The sequence below is a fragment of the Sulfitobacter sp. IGS-18 genome (genome assembly GCF_059628195.1).
This window is the reverse complement of sequence record NZ_CM184556.1, coordinates 347,488-360,141: the sequence shown is the minus strand read 5'-3', so window position 1 is coordinate 360,141 and position 12,654 is coordinate 347,488. Positions and strand designations below refer to the sequence as shown.

Annotated in this window: 13 protein-coding genes; 3 read left to right on the top strand and 10 right to left on the bottom strand. The window is 64.2% G+C overall.

The features are described 5' to 3' along the window. Nucleotides 1-35: 35 nt before the first annotated feature. The 9 genes from ACWNZ3_RS01665 to ACWNZ3_RS01625 form a co-directional block, all read right to left on the bottom strand. Nucleotides 36-2,480 (bottom strand): GcvT family protein, encoded by a 2,445-nt coding sequence (locus ACWNZ3_RS01665; protein WP_496900969.1) that lies wholly within the window; start codon nucleotides 2,478-2,480, stop codon nucleotides 36-38. Between the two features lie 11 nt (nucleotides 2,481-2,491). Further along, entirely contained in the window at nucleotides 2,492-3,373 is an 882-nt protein-coding gene (locus ACWNZ3_RS01660) for a homocysteine S-methyltransferase family protein (RefSeq protein WP_496900968.1), read from the bottom strand. Continuing rightward, entirely contained in the window at nucleotides 3,370-4,005 is a 636-nt protein-coding gene (locus ACWNZ3_RS01655; RefSeq protein WP_496900967.1) for a LysE family translocator, read from the bottom strand. The genes ACWNZ3_RS01660 and ACWNZ3_RS01655 overlap by 4 nt, the downstream gene beginning before the upstream one ends. After that, nucleotides 4,002-6,452: a GcvT family protein gene (locus ACWNZ3_RS01650; RefSeq protein WP_496900966.1), complete on the bottom strand. Its 2,451-nt coding sequence runs from the start codon at nucleotides 6,450-6,452 to the stop codon at nucleotides 4,002-4,004. Before ACWNZ3_RS01650 ends, ACWNZ3_RS01655 begins: the two co-directional genes overlap by 4 nt. After that, a complete protein-coding gene (locus ACWNZ3_RS01645; RefSeq protein WP_269363482.1) occupies nucleotides 6,445-6,828 on the bottom strand; it encodes a GFA family protein in 384 nt (127 codons plus the stop codon). The genes ACWNZ3_RS01650 and ACWNZ3_RS01645 overlap by 8 nt, the downstream gene beginning before the upstream one ends. A gap of 3 nt (nucleotides 6,829-6,831) precedes the next feature. Further along, the gene (locus ACWNZ3_RS01640; protein ID WP_496900965.1) at nucleotides 6,832-6,990 is read right to left on the bottom strand and encodes a hypothetical protein; all 159 of its coding nucleotides are present in this window, start codon (nucleotides 6,988-6,990) and stop codon (nucleotides 6,832-6,834) included. 9 nt (nucleotides 6,991-6,999) lie between these two features. Further along, nucleotides 7,000-7,572, bottom strand: a complete 573-nt coding sequence (locus ACWNZ3_RS01635) for a helix-turn-helix domain-containing protein (RefSeq protein ID WP_269363478.1) — start codon at nucleotides 7,570-7,572, stop codon at nucleotides 7,000-7,002. Between the two features lie 65 nt (nucleotides 7,573-7,637). Next, complete coding sequence (locus tag ACWNZ3_RS01630; protein ID WP_496900964.1) at nucleotides 7,638-8,096, bottom strand: GAF domain-containing protein; 459 nt, start codon at nucleotides 8,094-8,096, stop codon at nucleotides 7,638-7,640. Between the two features lie 76 nt (nucleotides 8,097-8,172). Beyond that, complete coding sequence (locus tag ACWNZ3_RS01625) at nucleotides 8,173-9,345, bottom strand: thiolase family protein (RefSeq protein ID WP_496900963.1); 1,173 nt, start codon at nucleotides 9,343-9,345, stop codon at nucleotides 8,173-8,175. Nucleotides 9,346-9,438: 93 nt separating this feature from the next. On the opposite strand from ACWNZ3_RS01625, the gene ACWNZ3_RS01620 reads away from it, so the two are divergent. From ACWNZ3_RS01620 to ACWNZ3_RS01610, 3 genes are all read left to right on the top strand, one after another. After that, nucleotides 9,439-9,777, top strand: a complete 339-nt coding sequence (locus ACWNZ3_RS01620) for an STAS domain-containing protein (protein ID WP_269363471.1) — start codon at nucleotides 9,439-9,441, stop codon at nucleotides 9,775-9,777. Nucleotides 9,778-9,787: 10 nt separating this feature from the next. After that, the gene (locus ACWNZ3_RS01615) at nucleotides 9,788-10,270 is read left to right on the top strand and encodes an ATP-binding protein (protein WP_274573286.1); all 483 of its coding nucleotides are present in this window, start codon (nucleotides 9,788-9,790) and stop codon (nucleotides 10,268-10,270) included. A 294-nt stretch (nucleotides 10,271-10,564) separates the two neighbouring features. Further along, nucleotides 10,565-12,142, top strand: coding sequence for a gamma-glutamyltransferase family protein (locus ACWNZ3_RS01610; protein WP_496900962.1), 1,578 nt, complete (start codon nucleotides 10,565-10,567; stop codon nucleotides 12,140-12,142). Between the two features lie 138 nt (nucleotides 12,143-12,280). On the opposite strand, the gene hspQ is transcribed toward ACWNZ3_RS01610, so the two are convergent. Further along, nucleotides 12,281-12,607, bottom strand: a complete 327-nt coding sequence (gene hspQ, locus ACWNZ3_RS01605) for a heat shock protein HspQ (RefSeq protein ID WP_114276113.1) — start codon at nucleotides 12,605-12,607, stop codon at nucleotides 12,281-12,283. Nucleotides 12,608-12,654: the final 47 nt, after the last annotated feature.

Sequence of the window (12,654 nt, the reverse complement as noted above, 5' to 3'; positions counted from 1 at the left end):
CCTGCAGGGCAGAGGGAAGGCTAATTTTGTACCCGTTACATTTTCGCCCGCGCAGCCGCCGGGTCATACATCGGCTTCAGCGATGCCTCCGCCCTGACCCGCGTGCCCGCCACGTCGATCTCATAGGTAGAGGCCAGAAGATCAGCCGGTGTTTCGCCGGCACAGGGGACATAGCCCATGCCCATCGCGCCGCCCAGCGCGTGGCCATAGGCGCCGGAACTCAGGAAACCGACGATCTTGCCATCCCGCAGCACCGGTTCGTTGTGGTAAAGCAGCGGTTCGGGGTCGGTCAGGCGGAATTGCATCATCCGCCGGTCCAGCCCGGCCTCGCGCTTGCGCAGCACGGCGTCGCGCCCGATGAAACCTGGCTTGTCAGTCTTCACGGCAAAGCCCAGCCCCGCCTCCAGCACATGATCCTCGGATGTGATGTCATGTCCAAAGTGGCGGAACCCCTTTTCGATCCGGCAACTGTCCATCATATGCATGCCGCAGAGGCGCAGGCCCATCGGTTGTCCCGCCGCGTGCAACGTCTCGAAAACATGGGCGGCCATGTCGGCGCTGACATAGATTTCCCAGCCCAGCTCGCCCACATAGCTCACCCGGTGCACCCGGGCGCGCCCCATGCCAATTTCAATCTCCTGGGCGGTGCCAAAGGGGTTCACCACGTTGGAAAAGTCGTTCGGTGATACCGCCTGCATCAGGTCACGCGCACGCGGGCCCATCACGGCAAGCACCCCCTCGCCCGCCGTCACATCGGTGATCACCACGTTGAAATCGCCCTGATGGCGGCGCATCCATGTTTCGTCCGCCAGCCGTGTCGCGGCGGGGGTCACCACCAGATAGGCGCATTCCGACAGGCGGGTGACGGTCACATCCGCCTCGATCCCGCCCCTTGGGTTCAGAAACTGGGTGTAGACGATCCGGCCCGCCGACACGTCAAATTGCCCGCCGCCGATGTGGTTGAGGAAGGACATGGCATCGCGCCCCTCCACCCGGATCTTGCCAAAGGAGGACATGTCGTACATGCCGAGATTCCCGCGCACCGCCATATGTTCGGCAGCCACGTTGTCAAAGAAGTTTTGCCGCTTCCAGCTGTAGCGATAGGCGCGGTCCTGCCCCGGTTCGGCAAACCAGTTGGCGCGCTCCCAGCCGGCCAGTTCGCCCATGACCGCGCCGCACTCCAGCAGATGGGCATGAAACGGGGTCCGCCGCACGCCGCGCGCGGTGGCCTTTTGCCGGTAGGGGTAGTGATCGGCATATAGCAGGCCCAGCGTTTCGGTGGACCGTTCGGCCAGGTAGCGGCGGTTGCCCTGAAACGGCTCCATCCGGCTGATATCCACATCGCCAAGGTCAAAAGGCTTTTCGCCCTGATCCATCCATTGCGCCAGGGCCATCCCCGCGCCGCCCGCCGACTGGATCCCGATGGAGTTGAACCCCGCAGCGACCCAGACATTGTCCATCTCCGGCGCAAGGCCAAGGTGATAGGCGTCGTCGGGGGTAAAACTTTCCGGCCCGTTGAAAAACGTATGTATCCCCGCCTCCGCCAGCATCGGCATGCGGTTCACCGCCGCTTCGAGGATCGGCTCGAAATGGTCGAAATCCTCGGGCAGCTGGTCAAACTCGAAATCCGCCGGGATGCCGTCCAGCGCCCAGGGTCTGGCTGTGGGTTCAAAGGCACCCAGCAGGATCTTGCCCGCGTCTTCCTTGTAATAGGCGCATTCGTCCGGCACCCGCAGCACAGGCAGCTGGGTGAGGCCCGCAATCGCCTCCGTCACGATGTAGAAATGTTCGCAGGCCTGCAGCGGGACGTTCACGCCCAGCATCTGCCCCACCTCGCGGCCCCACATGCCGGCGCAGTTCACGACCATCTCGCAGGCGATATGCCCGCTGTCGCCGTCCTGTGCCCAATCGACGCCGGTGATGCGGCGGCCCTGCCGGGTCACGCCGATGGCGCGGGTCCGCTCGAAGATCTGCCCGCCGCGCTGCCGCGCCCCCTTTGCCAGGGCCAGCGCGATATTGGCCGGGTCGCCCTGGCCGTCCTTGTCGAGGTATACTGCCCCCGTGACGTCCCCGATGTTGAGGTGCGGATATTTCTGCTTCACCTCCGCCGCGCTGATTTCTTCCACGTCCACGCCAAAGGCGCGGGCCATGGCCGCCTGACGGTAGATTTCCTCGCGGCGCTCGCCGGTCAGGGCGACGGTGATGGAACCGCAGCGCTTGAACCCCGTGGCAACACCGGTTTCCTCCTGCAGGCTGCCGTAAAGCTCCTGCGAATATTTCGCGAGCTTTGTCATATTGGCACTGGCGCGCAGCTGGGCGATCAGCCCCGCCGCGTGCCAGGTGGTGCCCGAGGTGAGCTGCTTGCGCTCCAGCAGCACCACGTCCTGCCACCCCAGCTTGGTCAGGTGGTAGGCGACAGAGCAACCGATAACGCCGCCCCCGATGATGACGACGCGGGCGTGGCTGGGGATGGCGTTCATATCAGGCGACCTCAGACGATGGCATGACCCGCCGCGCGCAGGCGGCGGGCGATTTCGGCGATATGGGCGGGGCTGACTTCGCAACAGCCGCCGACAATGGTGGCCCCGGCATCGACCCAGCGCATGACATGATCCGCATAGCGTTCCGGCGTGAGATCGCGGCGCATGGTCAGGCTGTCCACGGTCGGCTTGTCCGACAGGAACCCCTCCGTGATCCGCTCGAAACCATTGGCGTAACCCCCGAAGGGCAGGCCGGATTGCGCCAATACCGGTATCGCAGCCGCAATCGCCTCGGGCACCGAGCAATTGACAAGCACCGCCTGCGCCTGCGCCCGTGCAAGCGGCAGCACCTCTGACAGCGCTTCGCCGGAGCGGAGCCTGCTGCCGTCCTGATCATCGACCGTCAGGGCCAGCCACAGGGGCCTGCCCGCTGTGGCCGCCCCTTTCAGGACACTCTCTGCATGGGTCACCGAGGCGACGGTTTCACAGATCAGCAGATCGCAGTCCTGCGCCAGCAGCCCGGCAATCTCGGCATAATGCACTGCACCCGCCGCTGCCTCAGGATGCAGGTCAGGCCGGTAGGAGGCCATCAGCGGCCCGATGCTGCCCGCGATCCGGGGCGCGCCACTGGCCCGCGCTTCTGCCAGCGCCAGCCTGTGCAACTCCTCGAACCGGTCTTCCAGCGGGGTGCCCGCCAGCCTGTCTCGGTGGATGGCATAGGTATTGGCGGTGGCCAGCGTCGCCCCGGCCCGGGTGAAATCGCGGTGGACACCGGCCACCATGCCGGGATTGTCGATCATCACCTGGGTGGACCACAAGGGCGTCGGGTTGTCGCCCGCACGGTGGATCAGCTCCTGGCCCATGCCACCATCGAGAAGGGTGATATCGCTCATTGCCGTACCTCGGCGCTCAGGTCGCGGCTGGCCAGCAGGGCCGCGGCGACAATCATCAGCGCGCCGGAAATCCGGTTCACCCAGACCCCGCTGAGCGCGCGCAGGCGCGCCAGTGTCCGTGTCGCGGTCCAGCCCCACAGCAGCAGCACCGCACCATCGACCAGCAGATAGGTGATCCCGAGGATCAGCAGCTGCGGCAGGACGGCCTGTGCCGGGTCGATGAACTGCGGGAAAAGCGCGCCAAAGAAGACCACCGCATAGGGGTTGGCGGAAGAGGTGAGGAACCCCTGCCGGAACAGGATGCCGGTGCGGGCGTCACGGGCCGCACCCGGCGCCGCCGCACCGCCCCGTGTCATCATCAGGCGCAGGCCGATCCAGGCGAGATAGGCCACGCCGCCCCATTTGATGATCCAGATCGCATCGGCAGAGGCCGCGATGATGGCTGTCAGCCCAAAGGCCGCCGCCGTCATCTGCAGCGCATTGGCCGACAGGTCGCCCGCAATCGTGGCCGCGCTGCGGCGCAGCCCGTGGCGCAGGGAATTGGAGATGATCAGCAGCTGGCTCGTGTCCGGCGGCGTCAGGAAAAACGCGGCCAGCACCCCCAGATAGATCAGATATGTCTCGATGCTCATGCGCGCAGCCTTTCGTTTTCAGGGTCCCAAAGCGGTTGATCCGGCTGCACCACCGCCTGGCAGAGTTTGCCAAAGATGTTGATCTGCACCTGCGTGCCGGGTTCGGCAAGATCCGCGCGGATGGTGCCCAGCGCGATGGATTTGCCCAGCCGGTAGCCCCAGTCGCCACTGGTGGTCTCACCCACAACCTCGCCCTTGTGGATCACCGTGGACATATAGGGCGCGTCCTGATCGCCCGCCTCGACGATCATGGTGACAAAACGTTTCTTCACACCTGCCTGTTTCTCGGCCAGCAAAGCCGCCTTGCCGGGAAAGCCCCTCGGCTTGTCAAAGCGGATGAACCGGTCAAGGCCCGCCTCAAGCAGGGTGTAATCCGTCGACAGGTCGCCCTTCCACGCGCGATAGCCCTTTTCGATCCGCATGGCGTTCAGCGCCCACATGCCAAAGGGTTTCACCCCCACGCTCAGCAGCGCATCCCAGATCGGCGGCATCGCCCCGGGTGCTGCATGCAGCTCCCAGCCCAACTCGCCCGCGAAGGACACCCGCAGCAGCGCGGCCTGCTGCCCCGCGACCGTGCCCGCCATGCTGACCGACAGCCAGGGGGCGGTCAGGTCATGGCCCTGGGTCAAAGGGGCAAGGATGTCCCGTGCCTTCGGGCCGGTGACCAGCAGGCAATCCACCTCGTCAGAATGGTCCGTCACCGCAATGCCTGCGGGTGCCTGCCGCTGAAAGTACTCGGCGTCGTGCCACTGCGCCACGGCAGCGGTGATCAGACCCACGTCGTCCGGCCCGTGCACCATCACGCTGGTCTCGGTCACGATGCGGCCCCGGTCGTCGGGGAAATAGGCCAGGCCGACGCGCCCCGGCCCCGGCAGGGCCGAGGCGGTCAGCCCGTCGATGAAATCCCGCGCACCCGGGCCCTTGACCCTGAGCCGGGTGAAACCGCTGATCGGCAGCATCCCGCAGTGATCGCGCACCGCTTCCACCTCCTCGCGGATGCGGGGCGCCCAGGGGCCGTTGCGGTCCCAGGTCTGGGTCGCGTCCTCGGATGTGTCATCGCCCGGCTGGGCAAACCAATTGGCCCGTTCCCAGCCGTTGTAGGCGCCAAATTGCGCGCCCGCGTCCCGCAGGCGGGAATGCAGCGACGACAGTTTCTTGTCGCGCCCCGCAGGCCAGGCATGGCGCGGGAAATGCATCGCGTATTCATGGCCATAGGTCTCCAGCGCCTTGGCCAGCGTATAGTCGTGATCGGCATAATGGGTGTAGCGGCGCGGATCGACCGCCCACATGTCCTGCTCTGTCTGGCCGTGCATGATCCATTCAGACAAGACCTTGCCCGCGCCCCCGCCCTGGGCAATGCCGAAGGTGAAAGAATGCCCTTCGAACGCGTTCCGCACCCCCGGCATCGGCCCCACCATGGGCAGCCCGTCAGGGGCATAGGGGATCGGACCATTGATGTTGCGGCCAACCCCGGCACTGCCCAGGATCGGCACCCGCGCCATCGCGTCCTCGATGTAATATTCCAGCCGCTCCAGATCGTCGGGGTAAAGCTGAAAGCTGAAATCCTCCGGCATCGGATCATCAGGCGTGACCCAATGCGCCTTGCAGTTCCGCTCGTAGGGACCAAGGTTCAGGCCGTTCTTGTCCTGCCGCAGATAATAGGACGTATCGACGTCGCGCAGCAGCGGGACCTTGTGTCCCTTCTCTTTGGTCCATGCCTCAAGCTCGGCAATCGGCTCGGTCAGGAAATACTGGTGCGACATGACCACCATCGGCACGGTGCGCCCGCCGAAGGGCTTGAACATCTCGCCCACACGTTGCGCGTAGTACCCCGCGCAATTGGCCACATATTCGCAGCGGATATCACCCTTGGGGGTCTTCACGATCCATTCGTCGCCCGCGCGGTCAATGCCGATGGCCGGGCAAAAGCGTTCGATCCGCCCGCCCGCATCCCGCGCCCCCTTGGCCAGCGCCTGGGTCAGCTGCGCCGGGTCGATATCGCCGTCCAGCGGGTCCCACAGCCCCCCCATCAGATCATGGGTTTCCATGAAGGGATGCTTTTCCTTCAACTCGTCCGGCGTGCAGACGGTCATCTCCAGCCCCTGGTATTGCCCCATGGAGGCGACACGTTCGAATTCCTGCATCCGCTCCTTCGAATGGGCCAGCCTGACAGAGCCGGTGACGTGGTAGTTCATCGGATAGCCCACGTCATCGCCCAGGGTGCGGTACATCGCGGCGGCATAGCGCTGCATGTTCATCACCGCCCAGGAACCGGCAAAGTTCGGCACATTGCCCGCCGCATGCCAGGTGGACCCCGCCGTCAGCTCGTTCTTTTCCAGCAGGACACAATCGGTCCAGCCCGCCCTGGCCAGATGATAAAGGGTCGAAGCCCCGACGACGCCACCGCCGATGATGACGACACGCGCGGTTGTGGGGAACTCACTCATCTGCCCCTGCCTCCCGTGGGCCGGTGGCCGGAATGTCGTAATAATCGCCCTTGTCGGCGGTGAAGATGTGCCGTTCCAGATGCAGGCCGGTCTCCCCGTCGAGCGCACCCAGCGCCACGCCGATTTCGTCCTCGTCCTCGCTTTTCCAGAACAGGAAGGAGCCGCAGGTCGGGCAAAAGCCGCGTTTGGCGCTGTCAGATGCCGCGTACCAGCGTACCGGGCCGGACACCCTGAACCCCTCCATCCAGACATTCACGGAGGCCCAGTAATGGCCCGATTGCTTGCGGCACTGGCTGCAATGGCAGGCCGCCGGATCGCGGGCCGTGCGCGCTGCCGTGAAAGTGATCTTGCCGCACAGGCAGCTGCCTTTGAGCATGGTTCAACTCCTTGTCGGGGTGGTGGCGGTGCCCGGCAGGACACCGTTCAGAATGAAACAAAGCGCCATGACCCGGCGCACCGGGCAGTCAAAGACTGCCCCCGGTCTGGCGCCAAGCACCAGCCGGAAAAGAGCAGTTAGGGTCCGGGTTTCAAAGCTCATGCCATCGACCTAATACACCGGCGGCGCGATGACCCAGATCGCCACAGCGGGGGCATCGAAAGGGTTGGCCCAGCGGAACGCCTCGCCGCGGATGCGAAAGCTGTCGCCGGGGTTCAGCAGATGGGTTGTGCCCTCGATCTCGATCTCCAGCCTGCCTGACACAAGGTATCCGACTTCCTGGGTGGGTCGGCTGACCGGCGCCTTGATGCGGCTGTGGGGCTGAAAGGTGGAATGGACGACTTCAAAATCATCCGTAAGGTCGGGAGAGAGCAGCTCCTCCACCAGCCCGGCCACATCAGAGCCGATGGGCCGCCGCGCGCCGCGGCGCACCACATAGCCCGCCTCATGCGCCGGGGCTGCGGCATGGCGGAACAACATGGAGACGGAAACCCCCAGGCAGGCCGCGATATGGCGCAGATCGGTGATCGAAGGTTCAGAGATGCCCCGTTCGACCTGGCTGAGCCAGCCGACGGAACGGCCAAGGGCATTGGACAGATCCGTCAAGGTCAGATCCCGGCTCTTGCGCAGGGCGCGCAGGTCCGCTCCAAGCGAAAAGGGTGAATCTGGCGCGCTGTGCTGCATGATGCCCTGGGTGAAAATTACGTCTCCATTTTCACGCTAGACCCCGGAAATGAAATTTTCCAGTATTATTTCACTTGTTGGAAAACCGACTGCAAGATGTCGCCAAGGGCGGTGGCATCCTTGTGCGAAAAGGCATCGGGCTGATCGCTGTCGATGTCGAACACCGCAATCAATGTGCCGGTGCCATCGCGGACGGGCAGCACCAGCTCCGACCGCGTGGTCGAGGCGCAGGCGATGTGACCCGGGAAAGCATCCACATCCGGCACCAGCTGCACCCTGCCTTCCCGCGCGGCCGCCCCGCAGACCCCGCGCGAGAACGGAATCACCAGGCAACCATGGCCGCCCTGATAGGGCCCGATCTTGAGCAGTTCCGGCGCGGTGACGCGGTAGAAGCCAGTCCAGTCGAAGCGGTCGTCGGCATGATGGACCTCGCAGGCGACGGTGGCCATCAGGGCAACGGCATCGTCCTCGCCTTCGGTCAGCGCCGCGATGGTCTTGGCCAGGGTGTCATAGTCTGCTTGCACGGGGTGTTTCCTTGAACGGGAGCGCCGGGGGCTGTCCGCCGCCCGGCCCACCGAGATTATGCATGGTAATAAGAAATCATACGCGCTCGATGGCGATGGCAGTGCCTTCGCCGCCACCGATACAGATCGCGGCAATGCCACGGCGCAGGTTGCGCTTTTCCAATGCGTTCAGCAGCGTGACCATGATCCGCGCGCCGGAGGCACCGATGGGATGGCCCAGCGCGCAGGCGCCGCCGTTGACGTTCACGATGTCATGGTCCAGCCCCATCTCGTGCATGAAGGCCATGGGGACAACGGCAAAGGCCTCGTTGACCTCCCACAGGTCCACGTCCTCTTTCTTCCAGCCGATCCGTTCGAGCAGCTTTTTCGCGGCGGGCACCGGGGCGGTGGTGAAAAGACCCGGTTCCTGCGCATGGCTGGCATGGCCGAGGATGCGCGCGCGGATGTTGAGGCCCTGCGCCTCGGCCGCTTCTTCCGAAGCGAGGATCAGCGCGGCGGCCCCGTCAGAGATCGACGAGGAATTGGCCGCCGTCACCGTGCCGCCCTGACGGAAGGCAGGTTTCAGCTGCGGGATCTTGTCCGGCCGGGCCTGCGCGGGCTGTTCATCGGCGGCAATGCTTGTGCTGCCGCTGCGCGAGGTCACCTCGACCGCGGCGATTTCATCGCTGAACGCACCGCTGTCCTGTGCCGCGATGGCGCGCGACAGCGAGGCCAGAGCGTATTCATCCTGACGTTCGCGGGTGAACTGATAGGTCTCGGCACAATCCTCGGCAAAGGTGCCCATGAGGCGGCCCTTGTCATAGGCGTCTTCGAGACCGTCAAGGAACATGTGGTCGATCACCGCCCCATGGCCAAGCCGCGCGCCGCCGCGCATCTTTGGCAGCACATAGGGCGCGTTGGTCATGCTTTCCATGCCGCCCGCTGCGATGACATCGGTATGGCCCAGCGCGATCTGGTCAAAGGCGATCATCGCGGCCTTCATGCCCGAGCCGCACATCTTGTTCAGGGTGGTGGCGGGCACGTCCTGACCCAGACCGGCGGCGAAACCGGCCTGGCGGGCGGGGGCCTGGCCCTGTCCGGCGGGCAGGACGCAGCCCATCAGCACCTCCTGGACCGCAGCGGGCCCGGCATTTTCCAGCGCGGCCCTGATGGCATGGCCCCCCAGCTCTGACGCCGTAAGGCCCGCGAAAGCCCCCTGAAAACCGCCCATCGGGGTGCGAGACGCACCAGAAATCACGACATTCCGCATCACATTCTCCTGTTTGTCCCGGCCGTTGGTTACCGAATGATAATCTTTGGTCACTATCTAACGGCTTCACCAGTTGGGTCTAGAGGTCTGTCTATGCAAGTTTCCGTCAAAACAGAAGCTGACTTCTGCGTGGTCGGTTTGCGCGAACAGCGGATCGACGCCGCGGTCGCGCTGGATTTCAAGGAGACGATGCGCCAGGCCGCCCAGGGAGCGGGCGAAAACATCATTCTGGACCTGAGCGACGTCACCTTCATCGATTCCAGCGGTCTGGGCGCGATCGTGGCAACGATGAAATTCCTTGCTCCGGACCGGTCGCTGATCCTGGCGGGCATGACAGCCCCGGTTGACCGGGTGTTCAAACTGACACGGATGGATTCAGTCTTTGCCATCTTCCCCACACTTGCCGCCGCGCTGAGCGGTCAACATGCCTGAGCAGGCGGCCATGACCAGTTCCACGGCGCTGTCGCCGGAAACCCTGCCCTTTCCTTTCGATATCCGCTTCAAAAGCAGCAAGCCCGCTGTCCGCGAGGCTTTGGCAGGGGTGCGTCAGGCGCTGGCCCCTCTGGAACTGGATATGGAGGAGCTGCAAACGGTAGAACTTGTGCTGGCCGAGGTGCTGAACAACATCGTCGAACACGCATATGCGGAGCAGGAGCCGGCGCCGGATGACCTGATCACCCTGCGCGGCGACCACAGGGGGGACGGTCTGCATTTCCGGATCATCGACCGGGGCGAGGCCATGCCCGACGGCAAACCGCCGCTGGGGAATGCGCAGCCGATCAGCCCCGTGATCGAGGACCTGCCCGAAGGCGGCTTTGGCTGGTTCCTGATTCGCGACCTTGCCAAGGATGTGTGTTACCGCCGCATCGGCGCGGAAAACCTTCTGGACCTGCGACTGGCGATTGCCCTGAACCTGCAGGGATAACCGGTTTCGCCCGCCTGCACAGGCATTTCCGCAACCGGCGGGTGGCAGCGGCGGCTCTGACAACCCAGGGGAGAACGACCCGGACCGCCAAAAGGCCTTATTGTGATCATATTCGCGCCACCGTTGTAGGGCATTTTCCGCCTTGTAGCTGCATATGGCTTCCCTCGGCGCTGCGTTTAATTGCCCCCACCCAGTGCGTGGCGTCGAGGTACTTTCCCGATCATTCCCACCCGACATTGGCAGTCCCGAAGCGACGCGCTAGGTTGCCGCGAAACATTGATGTTGGGAAACCATATGCGCGACTTTCACCTGCCCGGACGTTCTCCTGTCATTGCGGCCAACGGCCTGTGCGCCACCTCACACCCCCTGGCCGCCAAAACGGCGGTCGAGATGCTGGAGCGTGGCGGCAACGCGATGGATGCGGCGATTGCCGCCGGGGTCCTGCTGGGCATCTGCGAACCGCAGATGACCGGGATCGGCGGGGATTGCTTTGTTCTTTACACCCTGCCCGGCAGCAACGAAGTGCATGCGCTGAACGGATCGGGGCGCGCACCTGCAAAGGCCGATGCGGCGCTGCTGCGGCAACGCGGGGAGAGCACCGTGCCGCTGTACGGGGCGGATGCGGTGACCATACCCGGCGCGATCGACGCCTTTTGCCACCTGTCGGAAACTGTCGGCACTGCGGGTCTGGACGCGATTCTTGCCCCTGCCATCCGCTATGCCGATGCCGGGGTGCCGGTCGCGCCGCGCGTCGCCTTTGACTGGGCGCGCGAGACGGAAAAGCTGAAAGGTGCGGCGCGGGATTACTATCTGATCGACGGCAAGGTGCCGCAGGTGGGCCAGAATTTCCGCGCGCCCGGTCAGGCCGAAGTGCTGCGGCGCATCGCCATAGACGGCAGAGATGCCTTCTACACCGGGGAAATCGCCGAGGACATGCTGCGCGCGCTGAACGATCAGGGCGGCTTGCACAGCCCCGAGGATTTTGCCGCTGTTGCCGCGACGCCGGCCACTCCCGTTGCAGGCCCCTACAAGGGCATCGAAGTGGTCGAGCATCCGCCAAACGGCCAGGGTGCAACGGCGCTGTTGCTGCTCAACATTCTGGACCAGTTCGACATCGCAGGCATGGACCCCTTTGGCGCCGAGCGTATCCACATAGAGGCCGAAGCGACCAAGCTGGCCTATGATGCCCGGAACCGTTTCCTGGCGGACCCGGATCACACCACCCGGCTGGATCATATGCTGTCGGGTGAAACCGCGCAGAGGCTGGCGGCGCTGATCGACCCCAGGCGCGCGATGGCTTCGCCCGCTGCCCTCTCCGAACAGGTTCACAAGGATACCGTCTATGTCACGGTGGTGGACAGGGACGGCATGGCGGTCTCGCTGATCTATTCCATTTTCCACGGTTTCGGATCGGGTATCGCATCGGAAAAATTCGGCATCCTGCTGCAGAACCGGGGGGCCGGGTTCACCCTGGAGGAAGGCCATGCGAACGAGTTGAAGGGCGGCAAGCGCCCGATGCACACCATCATTCCGGGCATGATCCGCGAGAATGGCAAGGTGATCATGCCCTTTGGCGTCATGGGCGGGGCCTATCAGCCCTGTGGCCATGCGCGCTTTGCCTCGAATCTGCAGGATTTCGGCATGGATGTGCAAAGCGCCATCGACGCGCCGCGCGCCTTTACCGATCAGGGGGTGCTGAAGGTGGAACGGGGATACCCCGATGCGATCCGTGCGCAGCTGAGCGACATGGGTCACACGGTCGAAATTCCGGATGTCGCCCTTGGCGGTGCGCAGGCCATCCTGATGCGCCCGGATGGCATGTTGGAAGGGGCCAGCGACCCGCGCAAGGATGGATGCGCGCTGGGGTACTGACCGGCCCGCCGCAGGCGGCCAGTGGCGCGCCTGCGGTGCCCATCGTTGAGCAAAACAGGCATCGAGGTTCCCCGCGGAGAACCCAACACTTTGCTAATGTGGAATAGTTATTGGTTAACGCCGGAGGTTTCCGGCCCGTCAGTTCAGCTGGAAATGCAGCGGATAGGATCCATCGGTGAAGGGGCCGAACAGGTCGGGGATATCGGGATGGTCCACCGGCTCCCCTGAATAATCCGCGACAAGGTTCTGTTCCGACACATAGGCCACGTAGTAGCTTTGATCGTTTTCCGCCAGCAGGTGATAGAAAGGCTGATCCTTGACCGGGCGGTTTTCCTTGGGAATCGATTCATACCATTCATCGGTATTTGCGAACTCCGGATCGACATCAAAAATCACCCCGCGAAACGGGTGCTTCTTGTGCCGGACAATCTGCCCGAGATGATATTTCGCGCGCGTGCGTAGCATAACATTGCAGCCCCTACCCTTCGTTAGTAATCGGTTCAAGGGGCATT